At 47.2% G+C, this 18,893-nt stretch carries 14 protein-coding genes; all 14 read left to right on the top strand.

The window, feature by feature from the left end; translation table 11 throughout:
• The first annotated feature begins 70 nt into the window (after window positions 1-70).
• The 14 genes from EBB54_RS07435 to murD all read left to right on the top strand — a co-directional run bounded on the left by EBB54_RS07435 (window position 71) and on the right by murD (window position 18,869).
• Window positions 71-952, top strand: coding sequence for an AraC family transcriptional regulator (locus EBB54_RS07435; RefSeq protein WP_162307107.1), 882 nt, complete (start codon window positions 71-73; stop codon window positions 950-952).
• Window positions 924-3,596 (top strand): hypothetical protein, encoded by a 2,673-nt coding sequence (locus tag EBB54_RS07440; protein WP_125126954.1) that lies wholly within the window; start codon window positions 924-926, stop codon window positions 3,594-3,596. Before EBB54_RS07435 ends, EBB54_RS07440 begins: the two co-directional genes overlap by 29 nt.
• A gap of 119 nt (window positions 3,597-3,715) precedes the next feature.
• Window positions 3,716-5,035, top strand: coding sequence for an ABC transporter substrate-binding protein (locus EBB54_RS07445; protein ID WP_162307108.1), 1,320 nt, complete (start codon window positions 3,716-3,718; stop codon window positions 5,033-5,035).
• Between the two features lie 207 nt (window positions 5,036-5,242).
• Window positions 5,243-5,971: a carbohydrate ABC transporter permease gene (locus tag EBB54_RS07450; RefSeq protein ID WP_243127579.1), complete on the top strand. Its 729-nt coding sequence runs from the start codon at window positions 5,243-5,245 to the stop codon at window positions 5,969-5,971.
• The gene (locus EBB54_RS07455; RefSeq protein WP_125126957.1) at window positions 5,968-6,798 is read left to right on the top strand and encodes a carbohydrate ABC transporter permease; all 831 of its coding nucleotides are present in this window, start codon (window positions 5,968-5,970) and stop codon (window positions 6,796-6,798) included. Before EBB54_RS07450 ends, EBB54_RS07455 begins: the two co-directional genes overlap by 4 nt.
• A 398-nt stretch (window positions 6,799-7,196) precedes the next feature.
• Window positions 7,197-8,741 carry a sensor histidine kinase gene (locus EBB54_RS07460; protein WP_162307109.1) on the top strand — a complete coding sequence of 515 codons (1,545 nt, stop codon included), beginning with the start codon at window positions 7,197-7,199 and terminating at the stop codon, window positions 8,739-8,741.
• Window positions 8,713-10,203 (top strand): response regulator transcription factor, encoded by a 1,491-nt coding sequence (locus tag EBB54_RS07465; RefSeq protein WP_162307110.1) that lies wholly within the window; start codon window positions 8,713-8,715, stop codon window positions 10,201-10,203. Before EBB54_RS07460 ends, EBB54_RS07465 begins: the two co-directional genes overlap by 29 nt.
• Window positions 10,204-10,375: 172 nt before the next feature.
• Window positions 10,376-10,813 carry a division/cell wall cluster transcriptional repressor MraZ gene (gene mraZ / locus EBB54_RS07470; RefSeq protein WP_004081353.1) on the top strand — a complete coding sequence of 146 codons (438 nt, stop codon included), beginning with the start codon at window positions 10,376-10,378 and terminating at the stop codon, window positions 10,811-10,813.
• 10 nt (window positions 10,814-10,823) lie between these two features.
• Complete coding sequence (gene rsmH / locus EBB54_RS07475; protein ID WP_125126960.1) at window positions 10,824-11,759, top strand: 16S rRNA (cytosine(1402)-N(4))-methyltransferase RsmH; 936 nt, start codon at window positions 10,824-10,826, stop codon at window positions 11,757-11,759.
• An 86-nt stretch (window positions 11,760-11,845) separates the two neighbouring features.
• Window positions 11,846-12,499, top strand: coding sequence for a hypothetical protein (locus EBB54_RS07480; protein WP_193554340.1), 654 nt, complete (start codon window positions 11,846-11,848; stop codon window positions 12,497-12,499).
• Window positions 12,500-12,512: 13 nt separating this feature from the next.
• Window positions 12,513-14,573 carry a peptidoglycan D,D-transpeptidase FtsI family protein gene (locus EBB54_RS07485; RefSeq protein WP_125126961.1) on the top strand — a complete coding sequence of 687 codons (2,061 nt, stop codon included), beginning with the start codon at window positions 12,513-12,515 and terminating at the stop codon, window positions 14,571-14,573.
• A gap of 72 nt (window positions 14,574-14,645) precedes the next feature.
• On the top strand, window positions 14,646-16,403 hold the full coding sequence (locus EBB54_RS07490; protein ID WP_125126962.1) for a peptidoglycan D,D-transpeptidase FtsI family protein: 1,758 nt from the start codon (window positions 14,646-14,648) through the stop codon (window positions 16,401-16,403).
• 92 nt (window positions 16,404-16,495) lie between these two features.
• A complete protein-coding gene (mraY, locus tag EBB54_RS07495; RefSeq protein WP_004081344.1) occupies window positions 16,496-17,452 on the top strand; it encodes a phospho-N-acetylmuramoyl-pentapeptide-transferase in 957 nt (318 codons plus the stop codon).
• 10 nt (window positions 17,453-17,462) lie between these two features.
• A complete protein-coding gene (gene murD / locus EBB54_RS07500; protein WP_125130664.1) occupies window positions 17,463-18,869 on the top strand; it encodes a UDP-N-acetylmuramoyl-L-alanine--D-glutamate ligase in 1,407 nt (468 codons plus the stop codon).
• Window positions 18,870-18,893: the final 24 nt, after the last annotated feature.

Below are 18,893 nucleotides of genomic sequence, written 5' to 3' on the forward strand. Positions count from 1 at the left end.
AAATATATTATATTATTTGTAATTACACTATAAAAGAGAAAATATAGGATAAAAAGTGAGGAATATTATTTTGAAGGAGGACATTCGTTATTTTTTGCGGGATGAAGGAGCACCGTTTGAAATCATAATTTCTGGAAGATCATGGTGTGACGGGTCATATCGAATTTTCCGGGAGTGTTCGGAATTTTGGGTAATAGAATATATTTCCTCAGGTATGGGAAGCATTGAAATAAACGGGAAAGTTTATTATCCCCAGAAAGGTGATGTATATCTTTTACCTTCGGGAAGCAGGCATTGTTATTATTCTGATGCGAAAGAACCCTGGATAAAAACGTTTGTTAATTTTCGAGGCGCAGTTGCAGATGGATTGGCATCTGCATATCATTTAAAGGGGATTGTATTATTTCCAGGCGTGGAGCAGGCGGTTGCAGAACGCTTTTTTCAAATATATGCGATGATGCAGAACAGGAATTTAGAAGATGCATATGTGATTTTTAAGACAGAAATATTGATTCATGAGATTTTTCATATTCTCGGACAAAAAATAAAGTCCTCAATAGGGATTAGTGATGAAATGAAAAAGATCAAAGACTATTTGGAAACACATGTATCTGTTTCTGTCACGATAGATGAGCTCTCTGCACTTATTTATCGTTCACCGGATTACCTGATCCGTCATTTTCGTGAAGAATTCGGAATGACCCCATACAAATACTTTATTGAAAAGAAAATGGAAGCGGCGAAAACAATGCTGAGAGATACATCTCTGTCTGTCAAAGAAATTGGAGAACTGGTTGGATATGAAGATGCGCACTATTTCTCAAATGTTTTCCGAAAAGAAAGCGGAATACCGCCTTTGCAGTATCGAAAACATCAAAGGGGAATTCAGGAGAAACGGTCACGGATAAAAGAGGAGGATGGCTATGTACGACAGAATAAGACAGGTAATTGAAAATGAAGAAGATAATTATTTATTTCCTTTTTTTTGGATGCATGCAGGTAAAACAGAAGGTCTGCCCGAAAGGGTGAAAAAAGTATACGAAAGCGGATGCAGGGCATTATGCATAGAATCAAGACCGCATGAGGAATTTTGCGAAGATGGGTGGTGGAAGGACTTAGACATTATATTAAAAGAAGCGCGTAGGTATGATATGAAGGTCTGGATACTGGATGATAAGCATTTTCCGACAGGATATGCAAACGGACGGCTGCAAAAGGAAAAGACAGAGCATAGACGATGGTTCTTAAGAGAACATCATGTAGATGTGATTGGAGCAATGAGAGAGACGGCAGTGTTGGTTCCGGCCCTTGGGGATGAGGAACAGATTCTTGCAGCTGCCGCATATAAACGCGGCGATAGTGGGGACAGGCTGGAAGGAAAATACATTGACCTGACAGGCCAGATATTTGATGGATTTTTATACTGGGATGTACCGGAAGGATTTTTCAGAATTTTCTTTTTAATAAAAACACGTAAAGGGAGCCTCAAAAGTCAGCAGTATTATATCAGTGGTTTATCCAGAGAATCTGTCGGTGAATTGATCCATGCAGTATACGAACCTCATTATCAGCATTTTTCAGAGTATTTTGGAAATACTCTGGCTGGTTTTTTCTCTGATGAACCTGGATTTTATACTCAGCATACGGAGCATTGGGGGTATGATCAGGGTGACTATAATCATACGGTCGGGCAGCCTGGATTGGCACTGCCGTGGGAAGATGCGATCATATCAATGATGTTGGAGCATGAGACCATGTATCAGGAGGGAGAAGAAAAGAGAGACGGTCTTGAAAAAAGACAGGTATTATGCAGGCTTCCTGAATTGTGGTATGCGGCGGAAAATGGATCGTATATGCGTCTGGCCTATATGGACGCGGTCACAAAGCTTTGGAAACGCTGTTTTACCATGCAGATCGGGGACTGGTGCAGAGCACATGGTGTGAAGTATATGGGACATATTATAGAGGACATGGATGCGCATCAGAGGATTGGGTCCGGTGCAGGCCATTATTTCCGGGCTCTTGGCGGGCAGGATATAAGTGGCGTGGATATCGTGCTTCATCAGGTTATGCCGGGGTATGCGGACTATGATGTCGCTTCTGTGGCGGAAAGCGGAAGGGCGGACAGGAGATTTTTTCACTATATTCTGCCTAAGCTTGCGGTTTCACTTGCAAGGATAGAACCAAGAATGAAGGGACGTGCAATGTGTGAAGTGTTTGGGGCATATGGCTGGGCGGAAAGTGTGACAATGATGAAATGGATGATTGATTTTTTGCTGATCAGGGGAGTGAACCGATTTGTACCACATGCGTTTACGGATACCTTTCCTGATGATGATTGTCCCCCACATTTCTATGCGAATGGAAATAATCCGCAATTCCCGGGATTTGAACAGTTGATGCGGTATACCAATAAAGCCTGCCATTTACTGGAAGGGCTCGATCTGCAGACAGATGGGGCAATCCTGTATCCGGCAGAAGCAGAATGGATGAGTTCTCCAGAATATGTTAGCATGAATGACGCGGCAAAAATATTGTATGATGCTCATATAGACTTTGATATTCTTCCACTGGAAGTTATAGAACATGCAAAAATGCGGAAAAATTGGTTTGAGGTAAATGGGCATGTATATCGTTTTTTACTCATTCCTGCCGCAAAAATGTATCCGGATAAACTGTATCGGAGCATTTTTAAAATACTGAAAAACAACATTCCGGTATATTGGTTTGAATCCGGGGAAACAGAAAGGGACAAATCAACAATGGGTATGCAGACCGTGACAACGCAAACATTGATTCAAGAAATCAGTAAGCGTTTTCTTGTGCATTGCTATACAGAGAATTCTCCTTATTTAAGGATCGCACATTTTAAGAAGGGAAAAACCATCTGTTTTATGCTGTTTTGGGAAGATGTCCGCAGGAATGTAGAGACGATGATACAGCTTCCGTGCAAAGGAAAATTCATCAGATGTGATCTCTTAAATAAACAGATTACAAAAGGTACAACGTCAGATGGAACCGTAGAGGTATTTTTGACACCCTATCAGTCAGAATTGCTGTTTTTTGATGAGTTTGAGGAAGAGTGGTGGGAATCGCTGCCATGCATGGAGACATGGTACGGCGAGACGATGCCTGAACTTTTGTGGGATATTTATCTGATGGAGCTGGGAAATGAAACAGAGTTCAGAAAAGTCCGGGAAAAAAGCAGACTATTTTCCATCACCGGAAAAAATGGCTGGCCGCATTTTTCAGGGAAAATCCTTTACGAAACGAAAATTAATCTTGCTGAGGCGAATACATGGGGGATTGATCTTGGAAATGTTGGCGGCACGGCAAAATTAAGCATAAACGGAATGGATCTGGGAATGCGTATCAGTCCTCCATACCGTTGGAACATTTCGCAAGCCGTGCATCAAGGCGAGAACAGGATTGTAATTGAAGCTGCGAACACACTGGCGCATCGTATCCATGATAGATTTTCGGAGTATATACAGATCGCTCCGGGTGGGCTTACCGGGCCTGTAAAATTTTGGAAGATCCATAGGAACGAAGGGGAGAATGGAGAATATTATAAAAAGGATGGACAATTTGTTTAAAAAGTTCTGTATGGGCAGAGAATAAGAAATTTATATATTGAATCATGTAAAATTGTCCATGTAAGGAAAATTGCTGATATGCTATGATTATGCCAACAAAAACAAGGAGGAGCAAATTTATGAAAAGAAAAAAATTGATGTCCGTTTTACTTGTTTCGGCCTTGGCAGTCGGCATGGTGTCAGGGTGCGGAAACGATAAAAAAGAGGAACTTGCAGAAAGTTCTGAAAACAGTAAACCTTATGAAGGCGTAGAACTTAGTATGCTGGTAGATAATGCGACCGGTAAAGAGGGTTATGAAGCTGTGCTTGACCTGGCTGAGAAGGAATTCGGAATTAAGGTGAAGGTTGAAGTAGGCCTTTCTGGAACAGAACAGCAAAACCTTATGAAAACAAGGCTTGCGGCAGGCGAAGCTCCGGATATTATTTATTATAATACGGGGTCTTTACTTTCTTCTGTCAATCCAGAACAATATTTTATTGATCTGTCAGATTCGAAAGTTTCCTCATCCCTGGACGATGGATTCGTTCAGGCGGCAAGTGTAGACGGGAAGTTGTACGGAGTCCCGTACCAGTGCAGTAATGTTGGCGGGGTATTTTACAATAAAACGATTTATGAAGAGCTTGATCTGGATGTTCCTCAGACATGGGATGATTTTATTGCGAACTGTGATAAGATTAAAAAATCCGGACAAACAGCGGTAATCGGATCTTTTGGAGATGTATGGACGACACAGCTTCCATTTCTTGCAGACAACTATGCCATGATTTATGAAAATCCGGACTTCCCGGAGCAGTTTACGGATGGGGCTGCAAAATTCGCAGCTACAAAAGCCGGAGTAAGAAGTTTCGAAAAGCTGGCGGCACTTACGCCTTATTATAATGAAGATTATCTTGCATGCACCTATAACGATGCTTGTGACATGCTGGCTAATGGTGAAGGAGCCCACTACTTTATCCAGTCGAACTGTCTGAATACGATCAGCAGCCTGTATGGACAGGAAACAGCAAATGGCATTGGATTTTTTGCAACACCAGGTGATACGGCGGAGGAAACAGGAGCAACCGTATGGTGTTCGAATGCACTTTATGGGAATAAGAACAGTGAGAATGTGGATGCTGTAAAGGCTTTACTTGAATGGTGGACGTCCGACGATGCGATTACGGCATTTGTAAAAGAGGTTCCTGCGGTAGGGCCATATCACAATGGATATAAGCTTCCGGAAGAGTCGTTTACGGCAGTAAAGGAAGACATGCAGAAATATTTTGATGAAGGTAAAACAGCTCCGGCACTGGAATTTCTGACACCTGTAAAAGGGATCAACTGTGAGTCTTTATGTCAGGAACTGGGAAGTGGACAGTCTACACCGGAAGAGACTGCCCAGGCATATGATGAAGATTGCAAAAAGCAGGCAGTACAGCTTGGACTCAAATGGGACTAGTGAATAGTTGGGCAAAAGAAACCGGTACCCGATCGTGCGGTATTGGTTTCTTTTTTTCAGGAGGGCTCTGAAATGAATAAAAAAAGTCGGTATTCTATATCTTTTTTACTCCCTGCAATGCTTATTTTTATCATATTTTTTATTATACCAATGCTGATGTCACTTTTCTTTAGCATGACAGTCTGGAATTTTGATAATTATACTTTTGTGGGTTTGGACAATTTTAAAATGTTTTTGACAGAAAGGTCTTTAAACATCGGAATCAGAAACACCCTGATGTATGCGGTGGTTACTTCCGGTGCGAAGGTGGTTCTGGCGTTTTTTATTGCGGTTTTTCTTACCGGAAAAATACATACAAAAAATCTGATACGCTCCATTGTTTTTTTCCCAAATCTTGTCAGTACTGTAGCAATAGGACTGACATTTACGGCATTGATGCATCCGACAAAGGGCGTTTTTAACCAGGTGATTGCATTTTTTGGCGGAAAAGGACCGAATTGGCTTGGAAATGTTGATCTTGCTCTTTTTTCGGTGGCAGCTGTAGATATATGGAAAGGGATTTCTATTGCAACAGTAATCTATATAGCGGGAATCGCATCTATTGATAAAACATATTATGAAGCGGCGGCAATAGACGGGGCGGGCCGATGGCAGGAGCTTAGGAGCATCACCATGCCATTATGTCTTCCGGCAATGAATTCGGTGATTATACTTTCTTTTATAGGCGGGTTGAGAAGTTTTGATCTGATCTGGTCTATGACCGGAGGCGGACCGGGATTTGCGACAGATGTTATGGCTTCTATTATATATAAGGAATATGCGGCAGGGTATTACGGCCTGTCCACGGCAGGCAATGTGATCATGTTTTTCTTGATTGGTTTTTTTGCATTTCCGCTTCAGCGTTTTCTATTATCAAAGGAGGAGAAACTAGAATGAAATATAAAAAAAGGTCAACACTTTTAGGAGATATGTCAGGACTTCTTGCATCAATCCTGGTGTTTGTATTTCCGTTCCTCTTCATGCTTCTTAATTCTTTGAAAGAAAGAAGGGAAGCAAATCTTCTAAACCTCTCCATCCCCAGGGTATTTCACTGGGAAAACTATGTGGAAGTATTCCAGACAAATGATTATGTTTTACTGAAGGCTTTCAAAAACAGTATGTTACTGACGTTTTTTTCGGTGATCGGCCTGGTTGTCGTCTCGTCTATGGCGGGATATATTATACGGAGAAGAAATGACAGGATGACCAGAATTGTAAATATACTGCTGATGCTTGGACTTATGATTCCTCCTGCAGTCATTCCGACAATCTGGGTCATGCAGTGCCTGCATGTATATCGGACCATGTTTGGGATGATCCTCATTGAGATTGCGCTGCAAATTCCATTTGACATTATGCTGTACCAGGGATTTGTAGGAACAATTCCGGTTGAGCTCGAAGAGGCAGCGCGTATTGACGGATGCAAAAACGGACGTCTCTTCTTTCAGATTGTTTTTCCGCTGCTGAAACCAGTTACTTCCACAATAGTTATTTTAAACGCAGTGACCATTTTCAATGATTTTACGAATCCACTTTACTTTTTACCTGGTACAGAAAACGCAACTGTGCAGCAGACCCTGTATAATTTTACCGGACAATTTTCCAGTTCGTATAATTTGCTGTTTGCGGATGTGATCTTAATCACATTGCCAATGTTTATATTGTTTATTATTTTCAATAAAAAGATTGTGAATGGTATGGTAGCCGGATCTATAAAAGGATAAAAACGAAAGAACGAAAGTATTGTCCATGACAGATTGCGTAAAAAGATTTATAATAATGAAGGGTGACTGTTCATAACAGCGGAAAGGGAAAGTGTATGGGATTTATTCATAGACGTCACATGAAGTTTCAGCAGAAGATGTTTGCTGTATATGCCGTGTTTGGAGTCCTGATTTCTGTGATTGCGGGCGGGATATACTATTATGTGAGTGCTTCTAATTTTAAACAGCGGGAGTATCAGAATCTGAATTCTGCAGCGCGGCAGGCCGCAGAGCAGTATAGTGATCTTTTGCGGTCGATGGAAGATGTCAGCAGATATCTTCTGAGTAATCCGAGTGTACTGTCATCCATTAAAATTTTAACTCAGGAAGCACGGAACCTGGAAAATCCCAAAGTCATTATGGAAAGTAAGAATTCGATTCGCATTCTTATGAATTCGGACTATTTGCTGCGGAAATTTTACAGGATCATTTATTTTAATGAGCGGGGGGATAAGATCTCTACCGCAGATTTTGGCGATAAAGCGACAAAGGAGGTTCCGGTACTTGAAAATTTTGAATGGTATGCTCAGGTAAAAGACAATAAAGGAAAATTGATCATATCGGGAATACACAAAGATGTATGGGGAAAGTATACATTTCCGGAGGTGTTTTCAACAATAAAAAAAATCCAGGGGGATTCAATGGGTTTCTTTGAGGTTCAGGTAGCACAGGCGGAAATGGATAAGCTGTTCGAACCTCCTGATGAGCAGATGATGATCTGTCTTATGGATGCAGAAGGGAGGATTCTGTATCATACCGATGCAGAATTAGATATGGAATTTTATCAGCAGTTTTTGGGAAGAACAGAAATTCCTACCGGAGAAATTGAGACAGAAACAGGGACGCTGCTGACATCGGTAAGGTTCGACGAAGCAGAAGGTATATATATAATTGTTTCAGAAGATATTTCTGTGATGAAAGCCGAACTTGACAACATCTATTTATTGACTATATTGCTGGCAGGAGGATTTCTGGTTTTATCTTTATCCTATATTTTGATTGCTTCGAAGCAGCTTACCAGACCGGTATTACAGCTGCATAAGATGATTCAGGATACAAGCCTTGAAACGCTGGGGGAACCGATAAAAATCCCAGATTCATCAGATGAATTTCGAGATTTAGGAAAAGCCTATGCGGATATGCGTGAAAGGCTGAATGAGGCTGTCATCCGTGAGACATATATATCTGTCCTGCAGCTCCAGGCGCAGTTTGACCTTCTTCAGGCCCAGGTGAATCCCCATTTTATTTTTAATGTATTAAATATTATTTCTGCCAGAGGAATAAAGGTTGGGGATGAAATTATCTGCGATATCTGTGATGATCTGGCCTGGATGCTTCGTTATGCAACAAACACAAAGGAAAAATATGCAACGATTGCCCAGGAAATCAGTCATCTTGATAAGTATTTTGCCCTGCTGAAATATAGATATGAGCAGAAGCTGAATTATACGGTACGAATCAAAAAAGAGGTTCGTCTACAGAAGGTCCCAAGGATTTTTTTACAGCAGCTGGTAGAAAACAGTGTTTTACACGGATTTCAAAATACTATTGGCGGAATGAATATTATGGTAGAAGGATGGGCGGACAGGGAACTTTGGTTCATCAGGGTAAGAGATAATGGGGACGGTTTTTCGAAGGAAATACTTGAAGCTCTTTATCAGAAGCTCCAGAAAGCAAAACAGGATTTGGGTGAGGAACGAAGCTATATTGAATTAGAGATCGGAGGCATGGGATTGATAAACTTTTATGCCAGATTGTATCTTCTGGAGGGGGAACATACGATATTTAAGCCGGGAAACTGGGAGAACGGCGCAGAGATTCTGGTGGGCGGAAAAATGTTGAGCGCAGAGGAAATGATAGGAAGGATGGATGAAGATGTATCGGATTTTTGTGGCGGAGGATGAACCGGCAGCATTGAATCATATTCTTACATTGATTGAATTGAAATGCCCAAGATTTGAAGTAGCAGGTACGGCAGATAATGGAAAGACCGCATTTGAGCAGATGGAAAAGCAGCTTCCTGATGTATTGATCACAGATGTCAGGATGCCGTTAATGGATGGGATTGAACTTGTTTGTAAAGTGAAAGAGAAGTATCCCTCTGTTTTATCTGTTATTATCAGTGGCTATCAGGAATTTGATTATGCGCGTGCGGCAATTCAGGCAGGTGTGTGTGACTATATATTAAAACCGGTAAAGCCGTCTGTGTTTCAGGACTGCATGAGGACAATACGCGGAAAGCTGGATAAGTCCTATTATACATTGCGCAACAGGATGCTTCATAAGATCTCTACAGCTGATACGGATATCATAGATAAAATAGAATTTTCAAGAATTTTCTCGGAAGAAGGATATTATGTGGCGCTGTTTCGAAAAAACGGACTTCCTCAGAGATTTGTGAATACAGGAGAGACAGAGATATTTTCCATTCCTGAGGAACAGATCATGGTATATGGAAGAGATGAGATGGAAACGCTTTGCATATGTCCGAAAGAACTGATGGTGTATGGGAGTTTTTATGAACTGATGCAGCATATAATAGAAAAGGAGAAACGATCAGCTTCTTATTATACACTTGTGCTTCTGGGCGAAGCGGTTCCTCCTGTAGAATTGCCGCCTGCCATCCAGCGGCTTTATCAGAAACTGGATTCTTGCCTGGTTATCGGGAAAAGCAGAACGATCATGCTTCCGGATCAGGAAGAACAGCAAGCCAGAGTTCTGGAAGAAGGAAATGACCTGGAATATCTTCGACACCTGCTCAGGCAAGGTGAACGGCGCAAAGCGACAGGGGAAGTCGAGCGCTGCTTTGCGGAGTGGGAGAAAAGGGAGTACACACAATTGGTAATAGAGGATAAAGTTCGTGAAATTTTCGGGTTATTTCGGAGACATCATATGCTGGAGGAGTCAGTTGAAGCGTGTGGCTATTACATGGATGATGCATTTTATTATGCGGAAAATATGAAAAGACTTACAGAAAGCGTTTTACAGATACTGGGGAAAAACAGTAATCAGGAAATGGCAAGGGGGAAAATTGATACACAGGAATATTTTGAACGGATCTTATGCTATATGACAGAGAATCTCGCTAATCCGTTGTCTCCCCAGATGATATGCAGGGTCTTTGGGATTTCTCAGACCTATCTGTGCCGGTTGTTTCGCAGCTACTCTTCCAAAAGCTTTAGTAAGATGCTGAATGAGATTCGAATCGAAAAAGCCTGTGAGATCATGAATAACAGAAATGAATTGTTTGTAAAAGATATTGCAGCTATGGTAGGCTATGCAGATCAGTTTTATTTCAGCAGGATATTCCGGGCGGTTAAGGGAGTCAGCCCTTCTGAATATATGGAGAAGTTGTCCAGGGTGTAAGCCCTTCAGACAGCTTCTTTTTTTTCGTACTGCATTGTGCAGGACTTAAAAAATGAAAAAAGGGGTTGAAAAAGGGAGTGATGTGGGGTACAATGGATTCAAGTGGTAGAAAGTGGTGGACAGTGGAGTGATGTGGGGTAGAAGTGGAGCCCGTTGACAGAAGGAGTTCTCAATGTTACTAGGGGAGTTTAATCACAGCATAGATGAAAAAGGCCGTTTGATTATCCCCGCAAAGCTGCGGGAGGATCTGGGCGACAGCTTCGTGATCTGCAATGGTCTGGAGGGCTGTCTGTTTGTGTACTCCCAGGAAGAGTGGAACAAATTCGTCCAGGAACTGGAAACCCTGCCACGTATGAACAAGGATGCCAGAATATTTAAGCGGTATTTCTTCGGAAGTGCTTCGGAGGGCAGTTTTGACAAGCAGGGGAGAGTACTTGTCCCGCCTTCCCTCAGAAAAGCGGCACATCTTGAAAAGGACGTTGTCCTTGTGGGAGTTCAGGATCGTGTGGAGATCTGGGATAAGGAGCTTTGGGAAGAGAGAAGCATGGTCAGCGAGGAAGATCTGGATGCGATCGCGGAACGTATGGAAGCGATCGGTATCCGAATCTAAGGAGGATAGGATGGCATTTCAACACATTTCAGTATTACTGAAAGAGACAGTAGACGCTCTGGCGGTGAAGCCAGACGGAGTCTACGTAGACGCCACACTGGGCGGAGGCGGACACGCCTTTGAGGTGTGCAGTCGTCTAAGCGGCAAGGGGAGATTCATAGGGATAGATCAGGACGCTGCTGCGGTCGAAGCAGCCAGTGTCCGCCTGCAGGGCTTTGGGGAGATGGTCACGGTCATTCGAAGCAATTACTGTGATATCAAACGAGAGCTTCAGGCTGTCGGAATTAAAAAAGTCGATGGGATTGTTCTAGATCTGGGAGTATCCTCGTATCAGCTTGATCAGGCTGAACGGGGATTTTCTTACCGATTGGACGCGCCTTTGGACATGCGGATGGACCAGAGGCAGGATCGGACGGCAAAGGATATCATTCATTCTTACAGTGAGCAGGACCTGTACCGTATCATCCGCGACTACGGGGAAGACAGGTTTGCCAAAAATATTGCAAAACACATTGCGATGGAACGTGAAAAGGCGCCGATCGAGACCACGGAACAGCTGAATGAAGTGATCCGGCATGCCATACCGATGAAGATCAGGAAGACATCGGGGCATCCGTCCAAGCGGACGTTTCAGGCTCTTCGGATCGAACTGAACCGGGAACTGGAAGTGCTTTCGGGCACACTCAATGAGATGATTGACCTGCTGAATCCGGGCGGAAGGATCTGTATCATTACCTTCCATTCCCTGGAGGACCGGATCGTCAAGCGTACATTCCGAAAACAGGAAAATCCCTGCACCTGTCCGAGTCATTTTCCGGTCTGCGTCTGCGGGAACGTTTCAAAAGGGAAGGTGATCACGAATAAACCGATCCTTCCTGGAAAGGAGGAACTGGAACAAAACAGCCGTTCAAAGAGCGCGAAGCTGCGGGTCTTTGAGCGTGCCTGAGAGTATGGGGCGTGAAAAGGAGTATATAAGATAGATTTTATCAGGAAGGGGAGAATCCTGATAAAAAAGAAAGGGGCGTAAGAACGATGGCATCGACAAAGACGACCATATATTCGATTTACGGAAGAGAAACGCATGAAGATTCTTTTCATGGGGATACCGTGAATCTGGATCTGTCTCAGGGCAGAAGCGGCGCATACCAGGCGACGACCCGCATAGGGGCGTTAAGCGGCGACGCGCGGCACGGAAGTCAGAGCGGACAGGCATATGTGTACGACAACATTGCCCGTCAGCCAGAAGTTCCGCCCGTACATGTTCCGGTTGGGGAACCGGAGTACAGACAAAAGACAAGCCGCCAGGTTCTTAAGAACCGGAGGCGGGCGCTGAGCATGAATACGGCTTATGCGGTATTTCTTGCATCTGCGGCAATCTTTGCCGTAGTGATCTGTTTTCTGTATCTCAGGCTGCAGTCAGAGACTGTGGCCAGATCAGAGAGCATCACGGCGCTGCAGCGGGAGCTTGCGGAGCTGACGGAGAAGAACGATGCCGCGTATCAGGCGGCGGCAGATTCGGTCAATCTGAATACTGTAAGGGACAGGGCTGTGAATCAGCTTGGAATGGTATATGCGTCCCAGGGCAGCGTAGTATCCTACAAAAACCCGACGACAGACTGTGTGAAGCAGTACAATGACATTCCGGAGAACGGCGTCCTGGCCAAGTCAGGAAGCCTGACAGAGTAAGGAAGAGCAATAGATGGCGGTAACAAAACGTAGAAACAGATTTGATTTTCTTACAAAAAAATTTCCAAAAAGGATGCAGGAAAAGCTGGTAATGGTCTTTATGGCAGTTGTACTGGCTTTTGTTGCATTAATAGGCAAAATTACCTATATCAATGCCTCCAAGGGAAGCGGGTACACAAAGATCGTACTGGAACAGCAGCAGTATGACAGCCGGGCGATCCCCTATAAGCGGGGGGACATCGTGGACTGCAACGGAACCCGGATAGCCACCAGCGAGCGGGTCTACAATGTGATCCTGGATGTATATGTGATGCTGTCCGAGGAGGAATATGCCAAGCCTACGATGGAAGTGCTGGAGAGCCTCTTCGGCATCCCAAAGGAGACGGTGCAGGGGATCATAGAGGAACGGCCGGACAGCCGGTATGAGATCCTTGCAAAAAAGATTTCCTATGAAAAGGCGCAGGAGTTCGAGGCCATAGAAGAGGATGAGGAACAATACCCGGACGTGCGGGGGATCTGGCTGGAGGAGGACTACCAGAGAAGCTATCCTTACGGCTCTCTGGCAAGCGATGTGATCGGCTTTGTGGTCGGGACAAATGAAGGCGCGATTGGGATCGAAAGCGCCTACAACGACATTCTGAACGGGACCAACGGGCGGGAGTACGGCTATTTCAACGACGACGCATCCATTGAGCGGACCGTGAAGGCGGCCAAAAACGGCAATACGGTGGTGTCCACCATAGACCTGACACTGCAGAGCATGGTGGAGCAATGCATCCGGGAATTTAACGAGGCGCATGCCGGGGAGGCCCGTCCGGGGCAGCTCGGCAGCAAAAATACGGCGGTCATGATTATGAATCCGAATACCGGCGCGATTCTGGCAGAGGCGTCTTACCCGGATTTTGACCTGAACAATCCGAGAGACCTGTCTATCCTGTATTCTGAAGAACAGTGGAAGGCCATGTCGGAGGAAGAGCAGCTGAACGCCATGAACGACCTGTGGAGAAATTTCTGCGTCAGCGATACCTTCGAACCCGGGTCTACGGTGAAGCCGATGACCGTGGCGGCGGGGCTGGAATCCGGAACCCTGCAGGGAGACGAAACCTACGGGTGCTACGGAAGCCTTCATGTGGGGGATTACGACATCTCCTGCCACCAGAGGGCGGGACACGGAACCGAGACCGTGCAGGACGCGGTGGCCTTTTCCTGCAATGTGGCGATGATGCACATGGCGGAAAAGATCGGGGTGGACAATTTCCTCAGATACCAGCATATCTTCGGGTTTGGGGAATATACGGATATTGACCTGCCGGGGGAAGCCTACACGGAAGGGCTTCTGTTTACGAAAGAAAATATGCTGGACGTGAACCTGGCCACCTGTTCCTTCGGACAGGGGTTCAACGTCACCATGACCCAGGTAGCGGCGGCTTTCTGCTCCCTGGTAAACGGCGGCTACTACTACCAGCCCCATGTGGTCAAACAGATCCAGGACGGGGACGGCAAAGTGGTGGAGATCAAGGATCCGGTGCTTCTGCGCAAGACCATTTCGGCCGAAACGTCACAGCAGATCAAACCCTATCTGCGTGCGGTGATGGAATATGGGACTGGGATTAACGCCATGGTTCCGGGATACGACATCGGCGGCAAGACCGGAACGGCGGAAAAGCTTCCCAGGGAAGCGGAGAACTATGTGCTCTCCTTTATCGGCTGCGCGCCGCTGGAGAATCCGGAGGTGGTGGTCTACGTGGTGATCGACGAGCCCAATGTGGCGAGACAGGAGACCAGCCAGTACGTGCTGGAGCTGTCCCAGAAGATCATGTCCCAGGCATTTCCGTATCTGAACATTACCATGAAGGAAGACTATGTTCCCCCGGAAACCACCGCGGAGGACGAAACCCAGCCGGCGGACGCATCGCAGGATGAATACACGTCCTACAGTGAGAACTACGAGGAAACCTATGACAACCAGGACGGGGCCTATATCGACGAGAATTACGACCCGGATCTGGACGGCTGGGCCGAAGGGATGCCGGTCGAATATGAGGTGCCCTATCCGGATGAGTATATGGAATAAAGAAGGATATAATGCATAACCTTACAAAAGAGATAATATGTTATAAAAAAATATCTTTTGTAAGGTTTTTCTATGAAAAACAGGACATATAATAAGAAGAAGATGCTTGTCGTATTCTGTGCGGCCTGCCTGATCGTGCTGGGCCTCATCGTCCGTCTTGTGTACCTGATGATCTTCGACGCCGGGTATTACCAGAAGAAAGCGGAAGCGCTTCACGAGAGGGAGCGGGAGATCAAGGCGGCCCGGGGAGAGATTGTGGACAGGAACGGCACCGTTCTGGCGACCAACAAAACGGTCTGCACGATCTCCGTCATCCACAGCCAGATCGAAGACCCGGAAGCGGTGATCCGCACCCTGTCCCGGGAACTGGATATGGATGAGGGCACTGTACGCAAACGGGTGGAAAAAGTCTCCTCCATGGAGAAGGTCAAAACCAATGTGGACAAAGAGACGGGGGATCTGATCCGCGGCTGCAATCTGGCGGGGGTCAAGGTGGATGAGGATTTCAAACGGTACTACGTCTACGACGACCTGGCTTCCAAGGTGCTTGGATTTACCGGCGGCGACAATCAGGGCATCATCGGGCTGGAGGTAAAGTACGAGGAAGAGCTCAAAGGGAGCAACGGCACCATCCTTACGGTGACGGACGCCCGGGGCATCGAGCTGGAAGGAGTGGCGGAGGATCGGGTGGAGCCGGTGGCGGGCAATACGCTGCAGATCAGCCTGGATTACAATATCCAGTCCTTCTGCGCCCAGGCCGCAGGGAAGGTGATGGAGGAAAAGCAGGCGGACAGCGTGTCGGTGATCCTGATGAACCCTCAGAACGGGGAGATACTGGCCATGGTCAATGTGCCGGAATTTAATCTGAACGACCCCTTTACGCTGAATACGGAGGGGGCCGCGGTCAGTGATGAGGAAAAACAAAACCTGCTGAACCAGATGTGGAGGAACGGATGCATCAACGATACCTACGAGCCCGGCTCCACATTTAAGATCATTACCTCCTCGGCCTGCCTGGAGGAAGGGGTGGTGAGCCTTTCGGACAGCTTTTCTTGTCCCGGATACCGGATGGTGGAGGATCGGAAGATCCGGTGCCACAAGGTGGGAGGGCACGGCGCAGAGAGCTTTGTCCAGGGCCTGCAAAATTCCTGCAATCCCGTGTTTATCGACATCGGCCTGCGGCTGGGGGCGGACCGCTTCTATGACTATTTTAAGCAGTTCGGCCTGATGAGCCTGACCAACGTAGATCTTCCGGGAGAGGCGGGGACGATCATGCACAAGAAGGAGGACATCGGGACCGTGGAGCTGGCCACCATGTCCTTCGGCCAGTCCTTCCAGATCACCCCCATCCAGATGCTGACCACCGTCAGTTCACTGATCAACGGCGGCAGAAGGGTGACGCCACACTTAGGGATGGCGGTTCTGGATCGGGACGGCACCCGGATCAAAGAAATTTCTTATAAGGAGAAAAAGGGCATCGTATCGGAAAAAACATCGGCAACCATGCGGGCGCTCTTAGAAAGCGTGGTGTCAGAAGGAGGAGGCCAGAAGGCATACATCGAAGGCTACCGGATCGGCGGCAAGACCGCCACCTCCCAGACGCTGCCCAGAAGCGCCCACAAATACATTGCCTCCTTTATCGGATTTGCGCCGGCCGACGATCCCCAGGTCATCGGCATGGTGGTGATCCACAATCCCCAGGGCGTCTACTACGGCGGGACCATCGCGGCGCCGGTGCTGCAGAGCATCTATGACAACGTGCTTCCCTATCTGGGGATTCCGAAACAGGCTGCGGAAAAAAATGAAAATAAGGAAACGGCTTCCCGGTAACCATTTGGGCCGCAGGATAACTCATGATTGAAAAAGATCCGGGAATGCGGTATACTGTAAACGGTTAGACAAAAGAGATGTGAGGTGGATATATGGCAGAACATATCGTGATACCAGTATTGATTTCGTTTGCGCTGAGTGTGATCATGGGACCCGTTGTGATTCCCTTTCTCAGGAGGCTGAAAGTCGGGCAGACGGAGCGTGTGGAAGGAGTGAAGTCCCATCTGAAGAAGGCGGGGACTCCCACCATGGGCGGGGTGATGATCCTGACCAGTGTGATCATTACGGCGCTGTTCTATGTGAAGGATTATCCGAAGATCATTCCGGTGCTGTTTCTGACGGTGGGGTTTGGACTGATCGGATTTTTAGATGATTACCTGAAGGTTGTGATGAAGCGTTCCGATGGATTGTATCCGGGGCAGAAGATGGCGCTGCAGATCGCGGTGACGGCGGTGTTTGCTTTCTATCTGGTCCGGATCGCGCAGGTTCCGCTGGTGCTTCTGATCCCCTTTTCCGGCGGCAAGTATCTGGATATCGGCTGGGTTGCCGTGCCGCTTCTGTTCGTGGCGGTCATCGGAACGGTCAACGGAACCAATTTTACAGACGGGCTGGATGGGCTTGCCTCCAGCGTGACGGTACTGGTAGCCACCTTCTTTACCGTGGTGGCGATCGGCTCCAAAAGCGGGATCGAACCGATCACCTGCGCGGTGGTAGGTGCGCTGATGGGCTTTCTGCTGTTCAATGTGCATCCGGCCAGCGTATTCATGGGGGACACCGGTTCCCTGGCCCTGGGCGGCTTTGTGGCGGGGACGGCCTATATGATGCAGATGCCTTTGTTTATCATCATCGTAGGGCTGATCTATGTGGCAGAAGTGCTGTCTGTTATGATCCAGGTCACATATTTTAAGAAGACAGGCGGAAAAAGGTTCTTTAAGATGGCGCCGATCCATCATCATTTTGAACTGTGTGGATGGTCAGAGACACAGGTGGTTGCCGTATTTTCCATCGCAACCGCGGTTCTGTGCCTGATCGCATTGATGGGGGTATGACGATATGAGCATGGACTTCAATGGAAAAAAAGTATTGGTATTTGGTTCTGGAATCAGCGGTGTGGCCGCGGGACAGCTTCTGCTCAGCCAGGGAGCCCAGGTCATCCTGTATGACGGCAATGCCTCCCTGGATGGGGCGATGCTAAGGGCAGAGCTTTTAGAAGGCGCGGAAGGCCGGTTCTCCCTTTCGGAGGACAAAAATGAGCTGGCAGGACGGGTGCGGGTCATCCTGGGGGCGTTTCCGGAGGAGGAGCTGGACTCCCTGGCCCTGGTGGTGGTCAGTCCCGGCGTTCCTCTGGACCTGCCGGTGGTGAAGCAGATGTACAGGATGCAGATCCCGGTGTGGGGAGAGATCGAGCTGGCCTATGTATACGGACAGGGAGATGTGCTTGCCATTACCGGGACCAACGGGAAAACCACCACCACGGCGCTGCTGGGCGAGATCATGAAAAACTACAGAGAAAGCGTGTATGTGGTGGGAAACATCGGCAACCCATATGCCTGTGTGGCCTCCGAGACGAAGCCGGAATCCGTGATCGTGGCGGAGATGAGCAGCTTCCAGCTGGAATCCATACATACCTTCTGCCCGGTTGTCAGCGCGGTTCTGAACATCACTCCGGACCACCTGAACCGGCATCATACGATGGAGGCATACATTGAGGCTAAGAAAAATATCCTCCGCAGCCAGACGGCGGAGCACACATGCGTACTCAATTATGAAGACCAGGTGACCAGGGGCTTCGGAGAAAATACCCAGGCCCGGGTTCTATATTTCAGCAGCAGGCGTAAACTGGAAAGAGGGATCTACCTGGAGGGCGGAAGGATCATTTACCGGGATCAGGAGCCGGTGCTGATCTGCCGCACGGATGAGCTGCAGCTTCTAGGGATCCACAATTATGAAAACGTAATGGCGGCGGCGGCCATGGCGGCGGCATACGGGGTTCCCATGGAGATCATCCAGAAGACCGTGAAAAAATTCAAAGGGGTGGAGCACCGGATCGAATTTGTGGCCGAGACAGGCGGCGTGGCTTACTACAACGACTCAAAGGCGACCAATCCGGACGCGGCCATCCGGGGCGTACAGGCGATGAACCGTCCCACCCTTCTCATAGGCGGCGGATATGACAAAAATTCCGACTACGAGGACTGGATCAGGGCATTCGGCGGGAAGGTGAAAAAGCTGGTGCTTCTGGGCGCGACCGCGGAAAAGATCGCATCGACGGCTCACAGGCTGGGCTTCGAGGATACGATTCTGGTGGATACCTTTGAGGAGGCGGTAAAAACCTGTATGCGGTTCGCTCTGCCCGGCGACGCGGTACTGCTTTCCCCTGCCTGCGCAAGCTGGGGAATGTTTAAAAATTATGAAGAACGGGGAGATAAATTCAAAGAGCTTGTACGGCAATTCGGATCACACTGAACCGTGATTTGCCGTTTGTATATC

Origin of the sequence: Schaedlerella arabinosiphila (genome assembly GCF_003885045.1) — a bacterium.
Taxonomy (GTDB): Bacteria; Bacillota; Clostridia; order Lachnospirales; family Lachnospiraceae; genus Schaedlerella; species Schaedlerella arabinosiphila.

Bases quoted from the DNA above. Each gene is read 5' to 3' on its own strand.
- EBB54_RS07440 (WP_125126954.1), top strand. From the start codon at position 924: ATGTACGACAGAATAAGACAGGTAATTGAAAATGAAGAAGATAATTAT.
- EBB54_RS07445 (WP_162307108.1), top strand. From the start codon at position 3,716: ATGAAAAGAAAAAAATTGATGTCCGTTTTACTTGTTTCGGCCTTGGCA.
- EBB54_RS07455 (WP_125126957.1), top strand. From the start codon at position 5,968: ATGAAATATAAAAAAAGGTCAACACTTTTAGGAGATATGTCAGGACTT.
- EBB54_RS07460 (WP_162307109.1), top strand. From the start codon at position 7,197: ATGGAAAGTAAGAATTCGATTCGCATTCTTATGAATTCGGACTATTTG.
- EBB54_RS07465 (WP_162307110.1), top strand. From the start codon at position 8,713: ATGTATCGGATTTTTGTGGCGGAGGATGAACCGGCAGCATTGAATCAT.
- mraZ (WP_004081353.1), top strand. From the start codon at position 10,376: ATGTTACTAGGGGAGTTTAATCACAGCATAGATGAAAAAGGCCGTTTG.
- rsmH (WP_125126960.1), top strand. From the start codon at position 10,824: ATGGCATTTCAACACATTTCAGTATTACTGAAAGAGACAGTAGACGCT.
- EBB54_RS07480 (WP_193554340.1), top strand. From the start codon at position 11,846: ATGGCATCGACAAAGACGACCATATATTCGATTTACGGAAGAGAAACG.
- EBB54_RS07485 (WP_125126961.1), top strand. From the start codon at position 12,513: ATGGCGGTAACAAAACGTAGAAACAGATTTGATTTTCTTACAAAAAAA.
- EBB54_RS07490 (WP_125126962.1), top strand. From the start codon at position 14,646: ATGAAAAACAGGACATATAATAAGAAGAAGATGCTTGTCGTATTCTGT.
- mraY (WP_004081344.1), top strand. From the start codon at position 16,496: ATGGCAGAACATATCGTGATACCAGTATTGATTTCGTTTGCGCTGAGT.
- murD (WP_125130664.1), top strand. From the start codon at position 17,463: ATGGACTTCAATGGAAAAAAAGTATTGGTATTTGGTTCTGGAATCAGC.